Here is a 22,428-nt window from a genome sequence, read left to right as displayed (position 1 = left end):
CGAGGAGGCCCAGCGCGTCTGGGAGATGTCCGAGCGGCTCACCCGGACCGCCTTCATCGGCGCCTGATCACGGAGTCGGCCCGGCGGGCGGGTGAGCCCTCGTGGACCCCGTCGTCAGACGGCGATGCGTCCACCGTCGACGGGGAGGACCGCCCCGTGCACGAAGCCGGCGCCGTCGCCGGCCAGGAAGACGACCGCCTCGGCGACCTCCTCGGGCAGCCCGGGACGCCCGGCCGGTCCGGCGGCGGCGAGCTGGTCGAGCGCCTCGCCCATCGCGGCGGTGCCCTCGGTGCGGGTGGGGCCGGGGCTGACGGCGTTGACGCGCACGCCGGCGGGTCCGTACTCCGCAGCCCACGACTTCGTGAGCAGCACCAGCGCGGCCTTGCTCGCCCCGTAGAGACCCATGCCGGCAGCGCCGAACTCGGCCACCATCGTCGTCACGTTGACGACGGCCCCCTGCCCCCGGGCGGCCATGGCGGGAGCCAGGGCGGCGACCAGGAAGTACGGCGCCGTGACGTTGATCGCCAGCACGCGGTCGACGTCGGCGGGCGTGGTGCCGGCGGTCGGGCCGAAGGGGAAGACGCCGGCGTTGTTGACGAGGATGTCCACGTGGCCCCCACCCAGCTCGGTGGCGCGAGCGGCGAGCTCGCGGGCGGTGCCCGCGTCGGCGAGGTCGGCGGCGGCGAAGTCGGCGGTGCCTCCGGCTGCCCGGATCTCCGCCACGGTGGCGTCGCCCCGGGCGGCGTCGCGGCCGGAGACGACGACGTGGGCCCCCTGGGAGGCGAGCGCGAGGGCGACGGCGCGGCCGATGCCGCTAGTCGCGCCGGTGACGAGGGCGGTACGTCCGTGGAGCTCGGTGGACATGGATGGTTCCTTCCCTAGTGGAGTGATCGCTCCACTCTGGCTCCTCGAAATTGGAGACACCACTCCAGAACGAGCTAGGCTCGTCGTCATGACCACGACGACCCGCACCTCGGCACCGCGTCGGCTGACCGCCAAGGGGGAGGCCACCCGCGCGCGGATCGTCGAGGCCGCCTCCGGCCTGGTCTTCGCCCACGGCGTCACCCGCACCGGTGTCGAGGACGTCCAGCGCGAGGCGGGCGTCAGCGCGTCGCAGCTGTACCACTACTTCGGCGACAAGCAGACGCTGATGCGAGCGGTCATCGCCCACCAGACCGAGGCGGTGCTGGCCGCCCAGCAGCCCGAGCTCGACGCGCTCGACACCTTCGAGGCGCTGGGTCGCTGGCGCGACCGGCTCGTCACCCTGCAGCGGTCGCGGCACTGCGCCGGGGGATGCCCGATCGGCTCTATCGCCGCCGAGATCGCCGACGACGACCCCGAGGCCCGGGCCGACCTCGTCGCCGGCTTCGAGCAGTGGGAGGCGCCCCTGCGCTCGGGCCTGGCCACGATGCGCGACCGCGGGGTGCTGCGGGACGACGCCGACCCGGACCGCCTCGCACTGGCCCTGCTCGCCGCGCTGCAGGGCGGGCTGCTGCTCACCCAGACCCGCCGCACCACGCTGCCGCTCGAGACCGCGCTCGACGCCATGATCGAGCTGATCGGGAGCTACGCGGTCTGACGTCGCCCGTACGTGGAGGTCCCTCCTGCGGCTCGGCCGTAGGATGAGGCCTGCAGCCGCGAGCGTGCCCACGTTCCGCGGACGGCTGCCGCTCCGGGCGCGTTCCGCCGGGGAACAACGAGCCGCCCCGCGACGCTGCACCTGGCTGGTTCACGTCACGAAGGAAGCAGGCAGTACACACATGCTGGTCGCGAAGGATCTCCAGGTGCGCGCGGGCGCGCGGCTGCTGATCGACGGCGCGTCGTTCCAGATCGCCCCTGGTGACAAGGTCGGTCTGGTCGGGCGCAACGGGGCCGGCAAGACGACGCTGACGAAGATCCTGTCCGGCGAGGCCGCACCCGCCGCCGGCTCGGTCACCCGCACCGGCGCCGTTGGCTACCTCGCGCAGGATCCCCGTACGGGGGACCCCGAGGTCCTCGCCCGCAACCGCATCCTCTCCGCCCGGGGCCTCGACACCGCGCTGATCCGGCTCGAGAAGGCCGGCATGGCCATGGCGAGCGACGACGAGGCCGAGCGCGACAAGGCCATGGCCGCGTACGCGCGGGCCGAGGCCGAGCTGACCGCCGGCGGGGGCTACGCCGCCGAGGCCGAGGCCGCCCGGATCGCCGCCAACCTGGGCCTGGCGCAGCGCGTGCTCGACCAGCCGCTGCACACCCTCTCGGGCGGGCAGCGCCGGCGGGTGGAGCTCGCGCGCATCCTCTTCTCGGGCGCCGAGACGATGCTGCTGGACGAGCCCACCAACCACCTCGACGCGGACTCGATCGCCTGGCTCCGCACGTACCTGGCGGGGCACAACGGCGCCCTGCTCGTGATCAGCCACGACGTGGGCCTGCTCGAGGCGACGGTCAACAAGGTCATCCACCTCGACGCCAACCGCTCCGAGATGGACGTCTACGCGATGGGCTGGAAGCGCTACCTCCAGCAGCGTGAGACCGACGAGAAGCGGCGTCGTCGCGAGCGGCAGAACGCCGAGCGCAAGGCCGACACCCTGATGCTGCAGGCCGACAAGATGCGCGCCAAGGCCACGAAGGCGACGGCCGCCCAGAACATGGCCAAACGTGCGGAGAAGCTGCGGGCGGGCATCGAGGGCGAGCGCGTGCAGGACAAGGTGGCCAAGATCCGTTTCCCGGAGCCGGCCGCGTGCGGCAAGACCCCGCTCATGGCGGAGGGCCTGTCCAAGACGTACGGCTCGCTCGAGATCTTCACCGGCGTCGACCTCGCGATCGACAAGGGCTCGCAGGTCGTCATCCTCGGCCTCAACGGGGCGGGCAAGACCACGCTGCTCCGGATCCTGGCTGGGGTCGAGCAGTCCGACACGGGCAACGTGCTGCCCGGGCACGGGCTGCGGCTCGGCTACTACGCCCAGGAGCACGAGACGCTGGACACGAACCGCAGCGTGCTGGAGAACATGAAGACCGCGGCGCCGGACCTCAACGACACCGACGTCCGCAAGGTGCTCGGCTCGTTCCTGTTCAGCGGCGACGACGTGGACAAGCCGGCGGCCGTGCTGTCGGGCGGGGAGAAGACCCGGCTCGCGCTCGCGGCCCTGGTCGTCTCCAGCGCGAACGTCCTGCTCCTCGACGAGCCCACCAACAACCTCGACCCCGCCTCGCGCGCCGAGGTGCTGGGCGCGATCAAGACGTACGCCGGCGCCGTCGTCCTGGTGACGCACGACGAGGGCGCGGTGGACGCGCTCGACCCGGACCGTGTCCTCCTCCTGCCCGACGGCACCGAGGACCTCTGGAGCCCGGAGTACGCGGACCTGATCTCGCTCGCCTGAGGCCGGACCCGGTGGGCGCGACCCACCGGGACCGACCGTGTCGACCCCCGGAGGACGCCCTCCGCGCGCTGGTGCGATCATGGTCCGCGATCGGTTGATCATGGAGCCGCGATGCCCGAGCCCAGCCCCGACGACGGGGGCCCGTCCGGGCGTCCTGACCACGGGAGCACGCATGGCGGAGAGCGCCGACGGGACTCAGACGGGACTGACGAAGGGTGCCCGGATCACCGGGGACCAGCGCTCGTCGCTGGGCACGACCTTCGGCCAGCGCTACGCGGGCGGGGAGAGCATCCGCTCCATCGCGCAGGACACGGGACGTTCCTACGGGTTCGTGCACGGGGTCCTCAAGGAGTCGGGCGCGACCCTGCGCGGTCGCGGTGGCGCGACCCGGGGTCCGCGGCGCACGGGGGCCGACCGCGTCGAGGACCAGGCCGCGAACGCCACGGAGACGCCGGCGTCGGCCGTGCGCACCAAGGCCAAGGCCGCCAAGGACAAGGTCGAGAAGGCGGCGGACAAGGTCAGCGAGAAGGCGGCCAAGTCCAAGAGCGCCAAGGACGACAAGGGCAAGAAGAAGGCCGAGCCGAAGAAGGCCGCCAAGAAGGGCAAGAAGGGCTAGTCGCTAGCCCCGCCGCCAGGTGCTGACGCGGACGGCGAGCTCGATCTCGCTCGGTGCCGGGCCCGGACGGTCGGTGCCGTGGAACGCGTTCGGCCCCATGGCGACGAGGTCGTCGAGGGCGGCGCGGTCCAGGGGGACCGTTTGGCGCACGTCGACCGCGTCCAGCGGCTCCAGGTGCTCGCCGAACGTGGCCGCCAGCCGTTCCTGCTTGCCGGGCTCCACGTCGAGCAGGCCCCAGGCCGCCCGGAGACCGGCGAGGTGCTCGGGCAGCGGGCTCACGACGACCGCGAGACCGCCCGGCGCCAGGACCCGGGTCAGCTCGGCGGGCTGACGCGGCGCGAAGACGCTGAGCACGACGTCGACGCCGGACGTCCGCAGGGGGAGCCGTTCCCAGGCGTCGGCCACGACGGCGCCGACGGCCCGCTCGCTCCGGGCGGACCGCCGCGCGGCGGTGGGGGACACGTCCAGGGCGACCCCGCGACCCGGCCGCCCGTCGTCCGCGAACCGGGCCAGCACGCGCTCGAGGTACCACCCCGGTCCGGCGCCGACGTCGAGCACGACGGGCGCAGAGGACGGCGTCCGCAGGGCCGCGTCGGCGAGGGCGTCCGCGATCGCGTCGTACGCGCCGCCGCCCAGGAACCTCTCGCGGGCGGCCACCATCTCCGGCCCGTCGGCGTTGCGCGGGACGGCCCGGCCGACCAGGTTCACGTACCCCTGACGGGCGACGTCGTACGCGTGGCCGCGCTCGCAGCGCAGCGTCGTCGCGTCGAGCGCCAGCGGGGTGTCCGGGAGGTCGCGGGCCGCGCAGGTGGGGCAGGCGAGCAGGTCCGCGACGTCGGCGAGGCTCACGGGGACGCCGGGGCGGTCACAGGGAGCGGAGCGCGCCGCCCTCGACCGGGACCACGCACCCGGTGAGGTACGACGCCGCCGGCGACAGCACGAAGGCGGCCACCCGCCCGAACTCGTCGGGGCGACCGTAGCGGCGCAGCGGGATCGCCGCCTCCCGGGCCGCCCGTGCGGCCGTCGGGTCGGCGTCGCCGGCGTCGAGCTCCCGGGTCCGCTCGGTCTCGACGCGTCCGGGCATCAGCCCGACGACACGTCCGCCGGTCGGGCCGATCTCGTCGGCCAGCTGCTTGATCAACATCCCGAGACCGGGGCGGAGGCCGTTCGAGGTCGCGAGCCCGCCGACGGGGGAGCGGACCGAGGTCGAGAGCACCCAGGCCAGGCTGAGGTCGGCCGCGGTGGCGTGCGCCACGACCGCGCGCGACACCCGCAGCGCGGCGAGGAAGACGCGGTCGAACGCCGTCGACCACTGCTCGTCGGTGGTGCCGAGCACGGTGCCGGGCGGCGGCCCGCCCACGCTGACCAGGGCGCCGTCGAGCCGGCCGAAGGCGTGCAGGGCGACGAGGCAGGCGAGGTCGGCGGTCGCCGGGTCGGTCAGGTCGGCGGTCACGGCGACCGCACGGTCCGGGCCCAGCTCCTCGACGGCCTCGTCCAGCACGTCCGCCCGCCGCGCGACGAGGACGACGCGTGCGCCCTCGGCGACGAGCTGGGCTGCGCTGGCCCGGCCCAGACCGCCGCTGGCGGCGGTGACGACGAAGACGCGGTCGTTCAGTCCGAGGTCCACCGGCTCATACTCCGCTCGAGGTCAGCTCGGGGTGCGCGGGGTCGCGCGGCTTCGGACCCTTCGGCGCCTTGGGCGTCTTGCGGTGACCGGTGCGCCGCTCGCGCAGGTCGCCGCGGATGAAGACGACGATGCCGGCGACGCCGATGCCGGCGAACATGAACCACTGCACCGCGTACCAGAAGTGGGGGCCGTCGGAGATCTCGGGCAGCGCGACGGGCGCGAAGCCGCCCGTCTGTGGCGGGTCGACCGTGATCAGGCCGATGTAGCCGTCGACGACCGGGTAGGGCAGCGTCGCGCCGAACGCCTCGGAGCTGATCAGCCGGGCGGCGCCGTCGACCGGGGTGATGGCCGAGCGCTTGCCCTGCTCGTCGCGGCGGACGTGCCCGACGACCGTGACCTCACCGGTCGGCGGGGCGGGGGCGACGGTCGGGATCGGGGCGCCGTTGGCGAGCGAGACGATGCCGCGGTCGACCAGGACCGCCCCGGTCGCGGTGCGCAGCGGGGTGACGACCTCGTAGCCCTCGGTGTCGCCGCTGCTGCGGTAGCGCAGCAGCAGCTGGTGGTCCGCGTCGAACGTCCCCGTCGCGCTGACGCGCTGCCACTGGTCGGCGTCGACGATCGTGCGGGTGAAGACGTCGGTGTACGGGCGGACGGCCTGCTCCTCGTTGCGGACCGTCGAGACGTTCCGCTCGCGGCGCGACTCGAGCCGGTCGAGCTGCCAGTTGCCGAGGAAGGCGCACGCGGTCCCGAACGCCAGCACGAACGCGGTCAGCAGAGTCCAGCGGACCCAGAGGCGTTGCACCGCTCCAGGCTAGCCCGCGTTGTCGTGGGAGGCGGTCGGACCGCCGGCCGCTCCGTCGGTCGCTTCGTCGGGGCCCGGCGCCGGCTCCTCGAGCAGCGCCTGGGCCGCCTGCGTCGCGGTGGCGACGTCCGCACCCCGCCCGACCGCGACCCCGACCAGGAAGGTGGTCAGCGGACCCGCGACGCGCTCCACGCCGTGCGCGGCCTCGCGGGTCAGGTCGAGGAGCTCGGTGATCCTCGCCTCGTCCAGGTCGACGTCGTCGGTCCCGAGCTCGGCGCCGAGCCGTGCCAGCCACTGGGTCAGGTCCATCGTCGTGCCCTCCGTCGTCGTGCGGTCGTTGGCCCCCGGTGCCAGGATGGGGGCATGGGACGCCTCACCCGGACCCGACCGGTGGTCAAGGTCCGCGTGGGCGACGACCCCCGGGTCGTGCGCCGCAGCGACACGCTAGCCGTGGAGGAACCGCTCGAGGTGCGCCTCGACGGCTCCGCGTTCCTGGTGACGATGCGGACCCCCGGCGACGACATCGACCTCGTGCACGGCCTGCTGCACGGCGAGGGCGTCATCACCACCGCCTCCGACGTCGTCCTGGCCCGCTACTGCGCGGGCACCGACGCGGACGGGCTGCAGACGTACAACGTGCTCGACGTCAGCCTCGTGCCGGGCGCCGCGCCGACCGGGCCGCTGCGCCAGGTGCTGGTGAACAGCGCCTGCGGGCTGTGCGGCAGCACCTCGATCGACCAGGTCGTCACCGCCCGGCGGCACCCGACGACGTTCCGGGAGCCGCTGCCGGTGGAGCGGGTGCTCGCGGCACCCGAGCTGCTGCGCGAGCAGCAGCGCGCCTTCGACAAGACCGGCGGGCTGCACGCCGCCGGGCTGATCGACGCCGACGGTGAGCTGGTGTGCGTGCGCGAGGACGTCGGACGGCACAACGCCCTCGACAAGGTGATCGGCTGGGCCCTGCGCGAGGGGCGGCTGCCGCTCGTCGGCTGCACCCTGGTCGTGTCGAGCCGGGCGTCGTACGAGCTGACGCAGAAGGCCGTCCTCGCCGGGGCCGAGCTGCTGGTCGCCGTGTCGGCGCCGACCTCGCTGGCCGTGGAGCTGGCCGACGAGGCCGGTCTGACCCTGGTCGCCTTCGTCCGCGGCGAGACGATGAACGTCTACGCCCACCCCGAACGGCTCGACCTGGCCGCCGTGGGGAGCGTCCCGGTCGGCTGACCGGTGGGTTCCGTCCGGACGGCCCGCGATCCTGAGAGTTCCCCTAGCATCGTCGCGTGAGCACCACGACCCTGCTGATGATCGTCGGCGGCGTGGTGTGCCTCAAGACCCTCGCCTTCGTCGGGCTGCTGGTCCGTCGCGGGCGCCGGCAGCGGGTCGCGCTGGCGGCGGCGGCCGAGGCGGTCACGGCTGCGGAGGCGCTGGCCCGCCCGCCCGCCCGCGGCGAGGGCGAGGACCCGGCCGGCTGGCGGCTGCTGTGGGCCGAGCCGGGCGTGATGCTCGTCGAGAACGCCGGCGACACCGGCGGCGCCCGCGACGTGGAGCTGAGAGCGACCCTCACGTCCCGGTCCGGCGTCGTGGCGTCGGCGGCGCACACCGTCCGGTTCGTGGCCTCCGGCGCCTGCTTCACCGTGCGGTTCGCCGCCGTGGACCCCTGGCTGGCCGCGTGCACCCTCGACTACGCGCTGGTCTGGCGCACGCCGGCGGGCGAGCGTCGGCGCGAGACCCGGAACGTCCCGTCCGTCGTGCCCGTCCCCGACCTGGCGCTGGAAGCCGCCTGAGCCGAGGGCTCAGCGCCCGGTCGGGCAGGGGGCGGTGGACTCGCGGACGACCAGGCGGGTCGAGAGCTCGAGGTGCGACGTCCCGAGGAAGTCGCCGGTGATCAGCTGGCTCAGCGATCGCACCGCGAGCCGGCCCATCTCCACGAGCGGCTGGGCGACCGTGGTGAGCGGGGGAGCGGAGCGGCTCGCGAGGTAGGTGTCGTCGAAGCCGACGATGCTGAGGTCCTCCGGGATCCGGATCGACCGGAGCCTGGCCTCCTCCATGATCCCGAGGGCGATCTCGTCGCCGGCGGCGAAGATCGCGGTCGGCCGCTCGGGCAGGTCGAGCAGTCGGGCGGCCGACGCGCGGCCCCCGGCGTACGTGAACGGCGACGGCACGATCAGGTCGTCGTCGGCGCGGAGCCCGGCCTCGCCCAGGGCGGACTGGTAGCCGGCGAGCCGGGCCTGGCTGCAGTCGACGCTGCTCGGCCCGGCGGCGTGCGCGATGCGCCGGTGACCGAGCGCGAGCAGGTGCTTGGTCGCCGACAGCCCGCCGCTGAAGTTGGTGGCGCCGATGCTGACGGTGGCCCCCGACCCCGCGCGGACCGGGTCGACGACGACGGTCGGGAAGCCGTCGTCGATGAGGGTGGCCACGGGCGGGGTCGCGGCGTCGACGGTGATGAAGATGGCGCCGATACGACCCGAGCGGCGCATCATCTGCGGCTCGACGACGGCGGTGTTGTCGCGCACCTGCGGCCCGATGGCGACGTCCAGGTGCTCGGCCCGCGCCGCGTCCAGGATGCCGTCCAGGACGCCGACGACGTACGGGTTCTCCAGGCCGGGGAACTCGACCTCGATGGTGCCCTCGAGGCGCGAGCGGCGCCGGCCGTTGCCGGTGACGCGGTAGGAGGAGTCCCGCAGCTGCTGCTGCACGCGACGACGGGTGCCGGGCGCGACGTCCGCGTGGTCGTTGAGGACCTTGGACACGGTGGCGACCGAGACCCCCACGGCGCTCGCGACGTCGGCCAGGGTGGCGCGGCTACTCATGGGCACCCCTTCTGCTCGAAAAGTTTCGGTCACAGTAGCGCCTCAGATCCACGAGCGCGAGCAGAAAACGCCGGGATGGACACGCGGACCGGGGAACACTTCCCCTGGGACCCCGGATGTTGCACACTGGGCGTGGGAACGTTCCCGCGAGCGCAGACCGCTGCAGTGACAACACTCCGGTGACGACATGCGGGGCGCCCTTGACAGGCTCGGTCTCGCGAACTTACGTTAAATCGAGCAGCATTGAGCGAAACATCTCTGTGGTGTTCCGTCGCATCGTTCACACCGCGGCACCGGCCGCGCTCATCTAGGAGATCAGAGTGGATCCCAGCAACACCTCGCGTCGCGGCTTCCTCAAGCTGGCCGGCCTGGCCGGTCTGAGCGCCTCGGCGGTCGGCACCCTCGCCGCGTGCGGCGGCGGCACCCAGCCCACCACCCCGGGTGCGGGCGGCAGCGCGGGCGGTGGCGGCGCGGCCGCCGGCACCGGTGCGGCCAGCTACTGGTTCCTGAGCGGCCAGCCGCAGCAGGCCATCCGTGAGGCCACGGTCAAGCGCTTCAACACGGCCAACCCCGACGCCGCCATCAAGTACACCGAGTTCCAGAACGACGCGTACAAGACCAAGATCAAGACCGCCATCGGCGCGGGCCAGGGCCCGTCGATCATCTGGGGCTGGGGCGGCGGTGGCCTCCGCGAGTACGTGAAGAACAACCAGGTCGAGGACCTGACGTCGTTCTTCTCCGAGAACGCCGCGGTCAAGGACCGGCTCTTCCCGTCCGCCTTCGAGGCGGCCTCGGTCGACGGCAAGATCTACGCGATGCCGGCCGAGACGGTCACCCCGATCGTCTTCTACTGGAACAAGAAGGTCTTCGACAAGGTCGGCGTGCAGCCCCCGCAGACGTGGGACGACATCATGGCCCTGGTCCCGAAGTTCAACGACGCGGGCATCGCGCCGTTCTCCCTCGGCGGCCAGTCCCGCTGGACCAACATGATGTGGCTCGAGTTCCTGCTCGACCGCATCGCGGGCCCGGAGGTCTTCCAGAACGCCTTCTCCGGCAAGGCCGGCGCGTGGTCCGACCCCGCGGTGCTCGACATGCTGACCAAGATCCAGGACCTGGTGAAGGCGAACGGCTTCATCAAGGGCTTCTCCTCGATCACCGCCGACTCCAACGCCGACCTGGCCCTGCTCTACACCGGCAAGGCCGCGATGATGGTCCACGGCGCCTGGACCTACGGCACCATGAAGGCCGACGGCGGCGACTTCGTCAGCGGCGGCAACCTCGGCTACGGGAACTTCCCGGCCGTCACCGGCGGCAAGGGCGACCCGACCAACACCGTGGGCAACCCGGCGCAGTACTACTCGATCTCCGCCAAGGCGTCGGACGCCGAGAAGAACACGGCCAAGAAGTTCTTCTCGACCAGCGTGCTGGACGACACCGAGATCAAGGCGTGGGCCGACTCCGGCAGCGTGGCGATCGTCAAGGGCTCGAACGCCCAGTTCAGCGGCGCGGACGCGCCGTTCCTGAACTTCATCTACGACACCGCCAGCAACGCCAAGTCCTTCGCGCAGTCGTGGGACCAGGCGCTGCCCGCCAACGCGGCCGAGACCCTCCTGGACAACATCGCGAAGCTGTTCCAGCTCTCGATCACGCCCCAGGAGTGGGTCGACAACATGAACAAGGTCATCGGGCAGTGACCGCGCTGGCTCCGGCGGCTCTGCAGTCGGCGCCGGCCAGCAGCGCGTCGGCAGGCGGCGGCAGCGGCATCCGGGAGCGTTCGCTCACCTGGATGGCGCTGCCGGCCCTGCTGATGTTCGTGGCCTTCGGCGTCATCCCCCTGATCGGGGTGCTGGTGCTGTCCTTCACCACCTGGGACGGCATCGGGGAGATCCGGCCCTCCGGCCTCACCAGCTGGAAGGCGGTCCTCACCGACCCTGGGCTGCCGCACGCGCTGTGGGTCACGTTCCTCGTGATGGCGCTGACCTGGATCGTCCAGACGCCGATGAGCATCCTGCTCGGGGCGTTCCTGGCCGGTCAGCAGCGCTACCGCGAGCTCCTCGCGGTGCTCTACTTCATCCCGCTGCTGCTGAGCTCCGCCGCGCTGGCGATCACGTACAAGGCGCTGCTCGACCCGAACTTCGGGCTGGGCGCAGGCCTGCACCTGCCGTTCCTGGCGCAGGACTGGCTCGGTCGGCCCTACCTCGCGGTCGGCGTCGTGATCTTCGTCGTCTCCTGGCAGTTCATCCCGTTCCACGCGCTGATCTACCAGGGCGGCGTCCGGCAGATCCCGGTGACGATGTACGAGGCCGCGCTGATCGACGGTGCGGGCCGGGTGCGTCAGTTCTTCAGCATCACGCTGCCGCAGCTGAAGTACACGATCATCACGTCGTCCACGCTCATGGTCGTCGGGTCGCTGACCTTCTTCGACCTGATCTTCGTGCTGACCGCCGGGGGCCCGGGCGACGCCACCCGGGTGCTCGCGCTGTCGATGTACATCACCGGGTTCCAGGCCAACCTCATGGGCCCGGCCAGCGCCATCGCCTGCATCCTCGTGCTCGTCGGTCTGGCGCTCGCCCTGCTGCTGCGCCGCCTCGGCGGCGACGCGACGTCCAGCCAGCTGGAAGGGGCCTGACATGGCGACCGTGACCACGAGCGCCCCGACCCGCCGGCCGGCCGCCAAGAAGTCCGCGGACCGCGGGTCGGGCATGCGGGGGACCGTCAGCAAGAACTGGTTCGGCGGGGCCCTCAGCTGGGTCTGGCTGCTGATCGTGCTGGTCCCGATCTACTGGATCATCATCACCAGCTTCAAGCAGCAGAGCGACTACTTCTCGACCAACCCGCTCGCCCCGCCGACGGCGCCGACCCTGTCGAACTACCTGATGGTCGTCCAGTCGGACTTCCCGCGGTACTTCGTCAACAGCGTGATCGTCACGGTGGGCTCGATCGTGCCGGCCGTGCTGATCTCGTTCCTCGCCGCGTTCGCCATCGTGCGGGGACGGGGGTGGCTGCTGAAGGCCACGAACTCCCTGTTCCTGATGGGCCTGGCCATCCCGCTGCAGGCGACGATCATCCCCGTCTACCTGATCATCATCCGGCTGGGCCTCTACGACACCCTGGGCGCGATCATCCTGCCGTCGATCGCGTTCGCCATCCCGCTGTCGGTCCTGGTGCTGTCGAACTTCATCCGCGACGTCCCGAAGGAGCTCTTCGAGTCGATGCGGATGGACGGCGCCTCCGACTGGCAGACGCTGTGGCAGCTCGCCTTCCCGCTCACCCGTCCCGCGCTGGTCACCGTGACCATCTACAACGGCCTGGGGATCTGGAACGGCTTCCTGCTCCCGCTGATCCTGACCCAGAGCCCGGAGAAGCGGCTGCTGCCGCTCGGGCTGTGGACCTTCCAGGGGCAGTACAGCGTGAACGTCCCGGCGATCCTCGCCTCCGTCGTGCTGACCACCCTCCCGATCCTCGTGCTCTACGTGATCGGTCGTCGTCAGCTGATGAGCGGCCTGACCGCCGGCTTCAGCAAGTAGCTCGGCCCCGGCTCCGGCGGACTCCTCCGCCGGAGCCGGGTTTCCGGCTGCCCGGAGCCGGTCCTCACGCCACCCGGGACACCCAGAACGCACCCCAGAACACCCACCCCAGAACACCCAGAAGCAGTACGGAGAGGTCGACGAAGATGCCTGTGGAGCTGCACGTCAGGATCGAGGGGTCCGACGGACCCGACCCGGCCGACGGGTCCGAGCAGCGGCCGTTCGCGAGCATCAACGCGGCCGCCCGTGTCGCCCAGCCCGGGGACACCGTCGTCGTGCACGACGGCGTCTACCGCGAATGGGTCGACCCCCGCTACTCCGGGCTCAGCGACTCCCGCCGGATCACCTACACCGCCGCGCCGGGGGAGCACCCCGTGATCAAGGGCTCCGAGGTGGTCACCGGCTGGTCGCAGGTCGACGGCGGCGCGGTGTGGACCGTGGACGTCCCGAACAGCCTCTTCGGCGACTTCAACCCCTTCGCCGAGGAGGTCGACGGCGACTGGATCGTCTACGCCGAGCCGACCACGCCGAAGAAGCACCTCGGCGACGTCTACCTCGACGGGACGAGCTTCTACGAGGTCACCTCGCGCGACGCCGTCACCGACCCGCCGCTGCGCACCGAGGTCGTCGACGACTGGACCTCCACGACCGACCGCGTCCGCGACCCCGCGCAGACCCAGCTCGTCTGGTTCGCCGAGGTGGGCCCCGAGGTCACGACGGTCTGGGCGAACTTCGCCGGTGCCGACCCCAACGCGTCGCTGGTCGAGATCAACGTGCGGCGCTCGGTCTTCTACCCGCGCGAGCACCACGTCGACTACATCACCGTGCGGGGCTTCGAGCTCGCCCAGGCGGCCACGCCGTGGGCGCCCCCGACCGCCGACCAGCCGGGCCTGATCGGGCCGAACTGGGCCAAGGGCTGGGTCATCGAGGACAACGTCATCCACGACGCCAAGTGCTCCGCGATCTCGATCGGCAAGGAGATCTCCACCGGGCACAACTTCGCCACGCTGCGCGGCGACAAGCCGGGCTACCAGTACCAGCTGGAGTCGGTGTTCACCGCCGCCCGCCTCGGCTGGGACCGCGAGCACATCGGCTCGCACCTCATCCGGCGCAACACGATCTTCGACTGCGGGCAGAACGGGATCGTGGGCCACCTCGGCTGCGTGTTCTCCACGATCGAGGACAACCACATCTACAACATCGCGATCAAGCGCGAGTTCTACGGCTACGAGATCGGCGGCATCAAGCTCCACGCCGCGATCGACGTGACCATCCGGCACAACCGGATCCACGACTGCTCGCTCGGCACCTGGCTCGACTGGCAGACCCAGGGCACCCGCGTCACGCGGAACGTCTACCACGACAACAACCGCGACCTCTTCGTCGAGGTGAGCCACGGCCCGTACGTCGTCGACCACAACGTCTTCGCCTCGAAGGTGTCGCTGGAGTCCTTCGCGCAGGGCGGGGCGTACGTGAACAACCTCGTCTGCGGGACGGTCTGGCTGCAGCCCGTCGTCGAGCGGCCGACGCCGTACCACACGCCGCACAGCACGCAGGTGGCCGGCTACGCGGCGATCCTCGGCGGCGACGACCGCCTGATCGGCAACGTGTTCCTGGGCGGCGACGCCTCGCTCGCGTACGCGCGTGAGTCGCGCTGGGACGCCAAGGCCCACCACGGGACGGTCGGCTACGACGGCCACCCGTCCTCGATGGAGGAGTACCGGGTGCTGATCGCCGACCCGACCCGCGGCGACCACGAGCGGTTCGCCGACGTGCCCCAGCCGGTCTACATCCGCGACAACGTCTACCTCACCGGCGCCGAGCCGTACGAGGCCGAGACGGGTGCGGTCGTCCTCGACGGCGACGCGAGCGTGCGCGTGGTCACCGAGGGCGACGAGGTCCACCTCGAGACCACGCTCCCCGAGGGCTTCGCCGAGGCGACCGTCGCCACCGTCTCCGGGACCGACCTGCCGCCGGTGCGGTTCGTCGACGCGGACTTCGACGACCCCGACGGCCGACCGGTCCTGCTCGACACCGACCTCGTCGGCGAGCCCAAGGACGAGGGTCAGGCCTACCCGGCCGGCGCGCTGCGCGGGCTGAAGGCCGGCTCCCAGCGCACCCGCGTCTGGTGACACGCTCGGACGTGCCGGGGCAGCCTCGCACGTCCTGACCGTCACCCCTCCAGCCGATCCACACCACCTCTCAGGAGAAGCACCATGGCCCCAGTCCCCACCCGTGAAGACAAGTTCAGCTTCGGTCTGTGGACCGTCGGCTGGCAGGCGCGCGACCTGTTCGGCGAGGCCACCCGCCCCGTGATGGCCGGCGTGACGGCCGTGCACAAGCTCGCCGAGCTCGGCGCGTACGGCATCACGTTCCACGACGACGACCTCGTCCCGCCGGAGAGCAGCAGCACCGAGCGCGACACGATCATCAGCGAGTTCAAGGCCGCGCTGGCCGAGACCGGCCTGGTCGTGCCGATGGTCACGACCAACCTGTTCGGCGACCCGGTCTTCAAGGACGGCGGGTTCACCAGCAACGACCGCTCGATCCGCCGCTACGCGCTGCGCAAGGTCATGCGGAACATGGACCTCGCCGCCGAGCTCGGCGCCGAGATCTACGTCTTCTGGGGTGGCCGCGAGGGCTCCGAGGTCGACTTCGCCAAGGACGTCCGGGCGGCGCTCGACCGTTACCGCGAGGGCATCGACATGCTCGCGCAGTACTCGATCGACAAGGGCTACAACATGCGCTTCGCGATCGAGCCGAAGCCGAACGAGCCCCGCGGCGACATCCTGCTGCCGTCGATCGGGCACGCGCTCGCCTTCATCAACGAGTGCGAGCACGCCGACATGATCGGCATCAACCCCGAGGTCGGCCACGAGCAGATGGCCAGCCTCAACTACACCCACGGCATCGCGCAGGCGCTGTGGGCGAACAAGCTCTTCCACATCGACCTCAACGGTCAGAAGGGCCCGCGCTACGACCAGGACATGGTCTTCGGCTACGGCGACCTGCTGCAGGCGTTCTCCACCGTCGACCTGCTCGAGAACGGCGCCCCGGGCGGCGGGCCGACCTACGACGGCGACCGGCACTTCGACTACAAGCCGCTGCGGACCGAGAGCATCGAGGGGGTCTGGGAGTCGGCGCTGGCCAACATGGAGCTCTACCTCAGCCTCAAGGAGCGCTCGCAGTCGTTCCGCGACGACCCGGAGGTCCAGGAGGCCCTCGCGGCCGCTGGCGTGGGCACGCTGTCCGAGCCGACCCTGAACGAGGGCGAGGACTACGACGCCCTGCTCGCCGACCGCTCGGCCTTCGAGGACTACGACCTCGAGGCCGGTCGGACACGGGGCTACGGCTTCGCCAAGATCCAGCGTCTCGCCCTGGAGCACCTCCTCGGCGTCCGCTCGGGGACGGCCCAGCTCCCGTCCTGACGGGTGCCCGTGCAGCGGACGCCTCCCCTGGGGGCGTCCGCTGCCCGTAGCGTCGGGTCCACCACCCGCAGAAGGAGCACGACATGAGCAAGAGCACCGACCTGGGCCTGCTGGCCCTGCGCCTCGGCTTCGGCACCGCCGCGGCCTCGCACGGCGCGCAGAAGCTGTTCGGCTGGTTCGGCGGCTACGGCATCGAGGGGACCGGCGGCTTCTTCGAGTCGGTCGGCTTCACCCCGGGCAAGCGCAACGCCACCCTCGCCGGGCTGGCCGAGACCGGCGGTGGCCTGGCCGTCGCGCTCGGGCTCGGGACCGGAGCGGCGGGCGCCGCCCTGACCGGGAACATGGTCGTCGCGTCCTCGCTGCACGGCTTCGAGAAGTTCTTCGCCGCCGACGGCGGCCCCGAGACCGCGCTCACGTACGGGCTCGTCGGGACGGCCCTCACCCTCACCGGCGCGGGCCGCTACTCGCTGGACCACCTCACCGGGCACGTCTTCGACAAGCCGTGGCTGCGGGTCGCGGCGTACGCCGCCGCCGCAGGTGCGGCCACGGCGATCATCATCGCCCGTCGCAACGAGCTGGCCTCCCGGCCGCCGGCGCCCGAGGTGCCGGCGGAGGGTGCTGACGACGCCTCCTGACGGTTGCTCGAGGCCCGGGCAGGGCCGTCACGTGCGCCTAGAGTTGGCCACGTGACCGTCCTGCTCGGCCTGCCCGGCCTGCGCTCGTCCCGCCCTGGCGCGGACCAGCAGCGCCGGCTCGCGGACGCGTACGGGCGGGTCGCGGCCGACCTGCGGCTGTCGCTCACGGACCGCTGCAACCTGCGCTGCACCTACTGCATGCCCGCCGAGGGCCTGGACTGGATGGACCGCTCCGAGCTGCTCGACGACGACGAGATCGTCCGGCTGGTCCGGATCGGCACCGAGCGGCTCGGCATCACCACGGTGCGGCTCACCGGCGGCGAGCCCCTGCTGCGCCGTGGGCTCGAGGGCCTGGTCGCCCGGTTGGCGGCGCTCGAGCCGTCCCCGGTGCTCGCCCTGACGACCAACGGCATCGGTCTCGCCGGTCGGGCGGAGGCCCTGCGGGCGGCCGGGCTGAACCGCATCAACGTCTCGCTCGACACGCTGAACCCGGACACGTTCGCGGAGCTGACCCGCCGACGCCGGCACGCCGACGTGCTCGCCGGCATCCGCGCGGCCCGGGCCGCGGGCCTCGACCCGGTCAAGATCAACGCCGTGCTGATGCGCGGGGTGAACGACCACGAGGCGCCGGACATGCTCCGCTGGGCGCTCGACGAGGGCGTGCAGCTGCGCTTCATCGAGCAGATGCCGCTCGACGCCCAGCACGGCTGGCGGCGCGCCGACATGGTCACCGCCGCCGAGACGCTGGCGCGGCTGCGGACGGCGTTCTCGCTCGTGGTCGACCCGGCCCATGCTGCGGCCCGCGGGAGCGCCCCGGCCGAGCTGTTCCGGGTGGTCGGCACCGACCGGACGGTCGGCGTGATCGCCTCGGTGACCCAGCCGTTCTGCGGGTCCTGCGACCGCGTACGCCTCACGGCCGACGGTCAGATCCGGACCTGCCTCTTCGCTCGCGAGGAGTCGGACCTGCGGCTCCTGCTGCGGGGCGGAGCCGACGACGCAACCATCGCCGACGCGTGGGTCACCGCGGTCGCGGGCAAGCAGCCGGGTCACGGCATCGACGACCCGAGCTTCCTCCAGCCCGACCGGCCGATGTCGGCCATCGGCGGCTGAGCCTCAGTCCGAGCCGGGCGCCTCGGCGCCCAGGGGCACGACCTCGCGCAGCATCCCGCGAGCGCCGAGGTACGAGGCCAGGGAGTCCGTGTGCTCGTCGCACGCCAGCCAGTGCTTGCGGCGTTCCGGGGTGTGGATCTTGACGTTGTTCCAGCGCACGTCCGTGGTCGCGGGTGCCGTGCAGCCGCGGGCCGAGCAGATCAGCTCGTCGGGCAGGTCGGTGGGAGGCGGGTCAGCGGGGAACAGGCTCACGCGGCCCAGTATTTGCGACGGTCCGCAACGGGCTCGTGCACCCGGCCCTCCGCGTCGGCGATGACCTCGCCCTCGACGAAGGCCGGCGACGGTCCGGCGGTCAGCTGGAGCGCGTCGCTCGGGGCCCCTCGCCGGACGGGGTGCTTCAGCCCCTTGGTGTTGGCCTGGTTGGCCAGCAGGACCGCCATGTACGGCAGGAACAGCGCCCCGCCGAAGAGCACCCACTGCAGCCAGCCGTGCGCGAAGATGACCGCCACCAGGAAGCAGACCGTCCGGAACGCCATCGTGATCGTGTAGCGACGGACGCGCTGCGTCATCTCGACGCTCGACCCCGGACGCGCGTCGGTGATGTTCGTCGCGCCCGAAGGGATGACCATAACCAGACATTACGTCTGGAGGGCCTCCGCGGTTTCGTTCCCCAGGAGACGAGTTGGGTGGGGGAGCGGCCACAGCGTTAACGTGCAGCCCGTGACCGAGGTTCCGACCAGTGAAGCGTCCGCCGTCGACCAGGGGCGTGTCGCCCTCGTCACGGGGGGCAACCGCGGCATCGGCCGCGTGATCGCCCAGCACCTGGCGGCGGAGGGCTTCCGCGTCGCGGCGACGTACCGCACCGGGGACGTGCCGCCCGGGATCCTCGGGGTGCGGTGCGACATCACCGACACCGAGCAGGTCGACGCCGCCTTCGCGGCCGTCGAGGCCGAGCTCGGCCCGGTCGAGGTGCTCGTGGCCAACGCGGGCGTCACCCGCGACACGCTGCTGATGCGCATGAGCGAGGACGACTGGGACGCCGTCATCGACACGAACCTCACCGGCACGTTCCACGTCGTGCGCCGCGCCGCGCGACCCATGGTCCGCGCCCGCTTCGGCCGGATCGTCCTCATCTCCTCGGTCGTCGGCCAGCTCGGCTCCGCGGGCCAGGTGAACTACGCGACCTCCAAGGCCGGGCTGGTCGGCATGGCCCGCTCGCTGGCCCGCGAGCTCGGCGGCCGGGGGATCACCGCCAACGTCGTCGCACCCGGCTTCGTCGAGACCGACATGACGGCGGCCCTCGACGAGAAGACCGTCGCGGGCTACAAGGCGCAGATCCCGCTCGGCCGGATGGGCGCCAGCGAGGACGTCGCCGCGGCCGTCGCGTTCCTCGCCGGGCCTGGGGGCGCGTACGTCACGGGCGCCCTGCTCCCGGTCGACGGCGGCCTGGGGATGGGCCACTGAGCCCGGACGCTCACGACGGACCCGGCGGCCGTAGGGCAGGATCGACCCTTATGGGCATCCTCGACGGCAAGACGGTCCTGGTGGCCGGCGTCACCCTCGACACCTCGATCGCGTTCTCCGTGGCGCGGGTCGCGCAGGAGCAGGGCGCGCAGGTCATCGTGTCGAACTTCGGGCGGGCCATGAGCCTGACGAGGCGGGTGATCCGCAAGCTCGACCCGGAGCCGGCGCTGCTCGAGGTCGACGTGACCAACGAGGAGCACCTCGCCGGGCTGGCCGACCAGCTCCGCGAGCACACCGACTCCCTCGACGGTCTCGTGCACTCGCTCGCGTACGCCAACCCGGAGACCGCCCTGGGCGGCAAGTTCCTCAGCACGCCGTGGGACGACGTGTCCAAGGCGCTGCAGGTGTCGGCGTACTCGCTCGCGTCGCTCACCATGGCCTGCAAGCCGGTGCTGGCCAACCCGGCCTCGGTGGTCGGGCTGACCTTCGACGCGACGGTGTCGTGGCCCGTCTACGACTGGATGGGCGTCTCCAAGTCGGCGCTCGAGAGCACCAGCCGCTACCTCGCCCGCTACCTCGGACCCGAGGGGGTACGGGTCAACCTCGTCGCGGCCGGCCCGCTGGAGACCCTGGCCAAGAAGGCGATCGGCGGGGCCGACGAGTTCAACACGGTCTGGGGCTCGCGGGCGCCGCTCGGCTGGGACCCGCGCGACCCGGAGCCGACGGCCCGCGCGGTCGTCGCCCTGATGAGCGACTTCTTCCCCGCCACGACCGGCGAGATGATCCACGTCGACGGCGGGCTGCACTCCACCGGTTCCTGAGGCCCCCCCCGCTACCTGGGTCCTACCGCACGGCGGCCGTCACGTCGGCTGCCGACCGGCTGAAGGGCGCTGGCAGAGTGCGGGGTCCGTGCGGTGGGAAGGAGCGGGACGATGACGCTGGGTGACGAGCTGCTGGCGGGGGTGCGGAGGGCGGCCGCCGGGATCGGCGCCGGTCTGACCGCGTGGTCGGGAGCCGGGGAGGGTGACCGGGCGCCGGCCGGTCAGGCGGGGCACCTCGCGACCGAGGACCCGGCGCTCTTCACGCCCCGGGTGTACGGCGACCCGGCCAAGCTGCACGTCGCCGAGACCGCGGTGGTCAACGACGCCCTCTTCAACCTGTCGTCGGGCGAGATCACCGTCGGGGAGTGGGCCTTCTTCGGCCACGGGGTGTCGGTGCTCACCGGCACGCACGACTGGCGCACCTTCGGGAAGGCCCGCCAGACCGCCGTGCCCAAGAGCGGGCGCGACGTCGTGATCGAGGAGGGCGTCTGGGTCTCCAGCGGCGCCACGCTGGTCGGGCCGTGCCGCATCGGGGCGAACGCGGTGGTGGCGGTCGGCGCCGTCGTCCTGGGCGACGTGGCGCCGTACACGATCGTCGGCGGGGTGCCGGCGAAGGTCCTGCGGACCATCGAGCACGACGAGCCCGGCGCGCCGGCGGGGGAGGACGCGTGACGACGCTCGAGGACCTCGAGGCCCGGCTGCGGGAGCTGGAGGCCGAGGTCGCCACGCTCCGCGCGGAGCGTTCCGGGACCGAGAGCGAGACCGGACCCCGCTTCGCCGCCGTCTACGCCGCGTTCGCCGACCGGTTCCGCGGGTCGCGCGAGGAGGTGACCGCCAAGCTCCGGCCCTACCTCGGCGACGTCGCACGCGTGCTCCAGCCGGCCGAGCGCGGACCTCGCGTGCTCGACGTCGGCTGCGGCCGCGCCGAGTGGCTGACGCTGCTGCGCGACGAGGGGATCGCCGCCCGCGGGATCGACGCCAACGTCGACTTCGCGACCGCGGGGCGTACGGCCGGCCTCGACGTCGTGCACGGCGACGGGGTGGCGTACCTGGCCGCCCGCGAGGAGGGCTCGCTCGACCTCGTGAGCGCGTTCCACCTGGTCGAGCACCTCGACACCGAGACGCTGCTGGCGCTCTTCGAGGCGGCCCACCACGCGCTGCGGCCGGGCGGCTGCCTGCTCCTCGAGACGCCCAACCCGACGAACCTCACGATGGGCGCCTGCAACTTCTACCTCGACCCCACGCACCGCTCGCCGCTGCCGCCGGCGCGGACGGCGTTCCTGGTCGAGGCGTCCGGCTTCCGCGACGTCGAGGTCCGTCCGCTGCACCCGGACGACTCACCGCTCGACCCCGACGCGGGTCCGCCGACCCCCGTGGAGGCGCTGGTCGCCCGTGCCCTGCGCGGCCCCCGCGACTACGCGGTGCTCGGCTACCGCGCCTGACCCCGCCCGCGACCGTCACCGCGCAGGGGTCGGTCAGGCGTCGGGCCAGCCCGCGGCGGCGCAGAGGGCCTGGCCGGCCGCGGTGCGCACGACCCGCAGCTCGCGGGTGCGCACCTCCGCCTCGTGCAGGGTGATGGCCGCGCCGTCGCTGGTCAGCGCCTCGTCGCAGGCGATCAGGAGTCGGGCGGCGCGGTCGGCGGCGAGACGCGCCCGGGGCGGGTAGCCCGGGGCCAGGACGCCGCCGTGGTCGGCCCGCGGTCGGCTCCCGGCGGCGACGTCGAGGTGGGTCAGCGTGGTGGCGGCACGCAGCACGGCCTCGCTCAGCTCGCGCTCCGCCTCGTACAGGGTCGGCGGGGTGAAGGGTCGCGCGGCCGCGTGCACGCGCCACTGCACGCTGGGGCCGACCCGGTGCGGCACCAGGGCCAGCCCGCCGCCGGCCGCGACCGCCGCCTCGCCGGCGACGAGCGCAGCGGTGTTGAGCTCGACCGGGCCCCGCAGCGGCCCCAGCGCGCCGGGCACCGGGAGGGCGAGCAGCCAGCGGTCCGGCTCGGCCGCGAGCAGCCGGGCGAACCCGTCGTCGAGCTCCGTGGCGCGGAGGGGGTCCAGGCCGAGCAGGCCGTCCGGATCGACGAGGTGGTGGGCGACGTCCGGGCCGATGACCTCGGCGGCCGCCCGCTCGGCGGCCAACCGGGTGTGCAGGGCGGCGTTGAGGTTCGAGACGAGGCGCAGCGACAGGCTTCCCGGTGGCAGGGGTGCGTCCACGCCCAACACCGTACGCGGACGCGAGCGTCGGTCG

General features: G+C 72.6%; 25 protein-coding genes. 16 read left to right on the top strand and 9 right to left on the bottom strand.

Features of this window, described 5'->3' with window-relative positions; genetic code table 11:
- Positions 1 to 114: 114 nt before the first annotated feature.
- Positions 115 to 864 carry an SDR family NAD(P)-dependent oxidoreductase gene (locus FHX39_RS15175; protein ID WP_183339788.1) on the bottom strand — a complete coding sequence of 250 codons (750 nt, stop codon included), beginning with the start codon at positions 862 to 864 and terminating at the stop codon, positions 115 to 117.
- Positions 865 to 952: 88 nt separating this feature from the next.
- On the opposite strand from FHX39_RS15175, the gene FHX39_RS15170 reads away from it, so the two are divergent.
- The 3 genes from FHX39_RS15170 to FHX39_RS21345 all read left to right on the top strand — a co-directional run bounded on the left by FHX39_RS15170 (position 953) and on the right by FHX39_RS21345 (position 3,975).
- Positions 953 to 1,579, top strand: a complete 627-nt coding sequence (locus FHX39_RS15170) for a TetR/AcrR family transcriptional regulator (protein WP_183339786.1) — start codon at positions 953 to 955, stop codon at positions 1,577 to 1,579.
- A gap of 181 nt (positions 1,580 to 1,760) precedes the next feature.
- Positions 1,761 to 3,359, top strand: a complete 1,599-nt coding sequence (locus FHX39_RS15165) for an ABC-F family ATP-binding cassette domain-containing protein (RefSeq protein ID WP_183339784.1) — start codon at positions 1,761 to 1,763, stop codon at positions 3,357 to 3,359.
- Between the two features lie 172 nt (positions 3,360 to 3,531).
- Entirely contained in the window at positions 3,532 to 3,975 is a 444-nt protein-coding gene (locus FHX39_RS21345; RefSeq protein ID WP_232530639.1) for a helix-turn-helix domain-containing protein, read from the top strand.
- Positions 3,976 to 3,978: 3 nt separating this feature from the next.
- Here FHX39_RS21345 and FHX39_RS15155 read toward each other — a convergent pair whose 3' ends face one another.
- The 4 genes from FHX39_RS15155 to FHX39_RS15140 are packed head-to-tail and all read right to left on the bottom strand — an operon-like array spanning position 3,979 to position 6,713.
- Complete coding sequence (locus FHX39_RS15155) at positions 3,979 to 4,824, bottom strand: putative RNA methyltransferase (RefSeq protein ID WP_183339782.1); 846 nt, start codon at positions 4,822 to 4,824, stop codon at positions 3,979 to 3,981.
- A 16-nt stretch (positions 4,825 to 4,840) separates the two neighbouring features.
- Positions 4,841 to 5,602 (bottom strand): SDR family oxidoreductase, encoded by a 762-nt coding sequence (locus tag FHX39_RS15150; protein WP_183339780.1) that lies wholly within the window; start codon positions 5,600 to 5,602, stop codon positions 4,841 to 4,843.
- Between the two features lie 4 nt (positions 5,603 to 5,606).
- Positions 5,607 to 6,404, bottom strand: a complete 798-nt coding sequence (locus FHX39_RS15145) for an SURF1 family cytochrome oxidase biogenesis protein (RefSeq protein WP_183339778.1) — start codon at positions 6,402 to 6,404, stop codon at positions 5,607 to 5,609.
- Between the two features lie 9 nt (positions 6,405 to 6,413).
- Positions 6,414 to 6,713: a DUF6457 domain-containing protein gene (locus tag FHX39_RS15140; protein ID WP_183339776.1), complete on the bottom strand. Its 300-nt coding sequence runs from the start codon at positions 6,711 to 6,713 to the stop codon at positions 6,414 to 6,416.
- A gap of 54 nt (positions 6,714 to 6,767) precedes the next feature.
- Between FHX39_RS15140 and fdhD the strand changes: the two genes are divergently transcribed.
- A complete protein-coding gene (fdhD, locus tag FHX39_RS15135; RefSeq protein WP_183339775.1) occupies positions 6,768 to 7,619 on the top strand; it encodes a formate dehydrogenase accessory sulfurtransferase FdhD in 852 nt (283 codons plus the stop codon).
- 56 nt (positions 7,620 to 7,675) lie between these two features.
- Complete coding sequence (locus FHX39_RS15130; RefSeq protein ID WP_183339773.1) at positions 7,676 to 8,179, top strand: hypothetical protein; 504 nt, start codon at positions 7,676 to 7,678, stop codon at positions 8,177 to 8,179.
- A gap of 9 nt (positions 8,180 to 8,188) precedes the next feature.
- Here the strand turns inward: FHX39_RS15130 and FHX39_RS15125 are convergent, their stop codons facing one another.
- Complete coding sequence (locus FHX39_RS15125; RefSeq protein ID WP_183339772.1) at positions 8,189 to 9,205, bottom strand: LacI family DNA-binding transcriptional regulator; 1,017 nt, start codon at positions 9,203 to 9,205, stop codon at positions 8,189 to 8,191.
- Between the two features lie 320 nt (positions 9,206 to 9,525).
- On the opposite strand from FHX39_RS15125, the gene FHX39_RS15120 reads away from it, so the two are divergent.
- The 7 genes from FHX39_RS15120 to moaA all read left to right on the top strand — a co-directional run bounded on the left by FHX39_RS15120 (position 9,526) and on the right by moaA (position 17,905).
- The gene (locus tag FHX39_RS15120) at positions 9,526 to 10,899 is read left to right on the top strand and encodes an extracellular solute-binding protein (protein ID WP_183339771.1); all 1,374 of its coding nucleotides are present in this window, start codon (positions 9,526 to 9,528) and stop codon (positions 10,897 to 10,899) included.
- A complete protein-coding gene (locus tag FHX39_RS15115; RefSeq protein ID WP_332836857.1) occupies positions 10,896 to 11,834 on the top strand; it encodes a carbohydrate ABC transporter permease in 939 nt (312 codons plus the stop codon). Before FHX39_RS15120 ends, FHX39_RS15115 begins: the two co-directional genes overlap by 4 nt.
- A gap of 1 nt (position 11,835) precedes the next feature.
- Entirely contained in the window at positions 11,836 to 12,732 is an 897-nt protein-coding gene (locus FHX39_RS15110; RefSeq protein ID WP_183339769.1) for a carbohydrate ABC transporter permease, read from the top strand.
- A gap of 146 nt (positions 12,733 to 12,878) precedes the next feature.
- Positions 12,879 to 14,864, top strand: coding sequence for a right-handed parallel beta-helix repeat-containing protein (locus tag FHX39_RS15105; protein ID WP_183339767.1), 1,986 nt, complete (start codon positions 12,879 to 12,881; stop codon positions 14,862 to 14,864).
- A gap of 84 nt (positions 14,865 to 14,948) precedes the next feature.
- Positions 14,949 to 16,160, top strand: a complete 1,212-nt coding sequence (gene xylA / locus FHX39_RS15100; protein ID WP_183339764.1) for a xylose isomerase — start codon at positions 14,949 to 14,951, stop codon at positions 16,158 to 16,160.
- Positions 16,161 to 16,243: 83 nt separating this feature from the next.
- Entirely contained in the window at positions 16,244 to 16,795 is a 552-nt protein-coding gene (locus tag FHX39_RS15095) for a DoxX family protein (protein WP_183339762.1), read from the top strand.
- A gap of 60 nt (positions 16,796 to 16,855) precedes the next feature.
- The gene (gene moaA / locus FHX39_RS15090) at positions 16,856 to 17,905 is read left to right on the top strand and encodes a GTP 3',8-cyclase MoaA (protein WP_232531311.1); all 1,050 of its coding nucleotides are present in this window, start codon (positions 16,856 to 16,858) and stop codon (positions 17,903 to 17,905) included.
- A 3-nt stretch (positions 17,906 to 17,908) separates the two neighbouring features.
- Here the strand turns inward: moaA and FHX39_RS15085 are convergent, their stop codons facing one another.
- Entirely contained in the window at positions 17,909 to 18,157 is a 249-nt protein-coding gene (locus FHX39_RS15085) for an acetone carboxylase (protein WP_332836856.1), read from the bottom strand.
- The gene (locus FHX39_RS15080) at positions 18,154 to 18,534 is read right to left on the bottom strand and encodes a DUF3099 domain-containing protein (protein WP_183339758.1); all 381 of its coding nucleotides are present in this window, start codon (positions 18,532 to 18,534) and stop codon (positions 18,154 to 18,156) included. The genes FHX39_RS15085 and FHX39_RS15080 overlap by 4 nt, the downstream gene beginning before the upstream one ends.
- Positions 18,535 to 18,625: 91 nt before the next feature.
- Between FHX39_RS15080 and FHX39_RS15075 the strand changes: the two genes are divergently transcribed.
- The 4 genes from FHX39_RS15075 (at position 18,626) to FHX39_RS15060 (ending at position 21,632) form a co-directional block, all read left to right on the top strand.
- Entirely contained in the window at positions 18,626 to 19,369 is a 744-nt protein-coding gene (locus FHX39_RS15075; RefSeq protein ID WP_332836855.1) for a beta-ketoacyl-ACP reductase, read from the top strand.
- Between the two features lie 50 nt (positions 19,370 to 19,419).
- Positions 19,420 to 20,190 (top strand): enoyl-ACP reductase FabI, encoded by a 771-nt coding sequence (gene fabI, locus FHX39_RS15070; RefSeq protein ID WP_183339754.1) that lies wholly within the window; start codon positions 19,420 to 19,422, stop codon positions 20,188 to 20,190.
- A 111-nt stretch (positions 20,191 to 20,301) separates the two neighbouring features.
- Entirely contained in the window at positions 20,302 to 20,862 is a 561-nt protein-coding gene (locus FHX39_RS15065) for an acyltransferase (RefSeq protein ID WP_183339752.1), read from the top strand.
- Positions 20,859 to 21,632: a class I SAM-dependent methyltransferase gene (locus FHX39_RS15060; protein ID WP_183339750.1), complete on the top strand. Its 774-nt coding sequence runs from the start codon at positions 20,859 to 20,861 to the stop codon at positions 21,630 to 21,632. Before FHX39_RS15065 ends, FHX39_RS15060 begins: the two co-directional genes overlap by 4 nt.
- 33 nt (positions 21,633 to 21,665) lie before the next feature.
- Here the strand turns inward: FHX39_RS15060 and FHX39_RS15055 are convergent, their stop codons facing one another.
- Positions 21,666 to 22,394: a hypothetical protein gene (locus tag FHX39_RS15055; RefSeq protein ID WP_183339748.1), complete on the bottom strand. Its 729-nt coding sequence runs from the start codon at positions 22,392 to 22,394 to the stop codon at positions 21,666 to 21,668.
- Positions 22,395 to 22,428: the final 34 nt, after the last annotated feature.

Source organism: Microlunatus antarcticus, from assembly GCF_014193425.1.
Classification (GTDB): Bacteria; Actinomycetota; Actinomycetes; order Propionibacteriales; family Propionibacteriaceae; genus Microlunatus; species Microlunatus antarcticus.
This window is presented reverse-complemented; position numbering and strand designations above follow the sequence as displayed.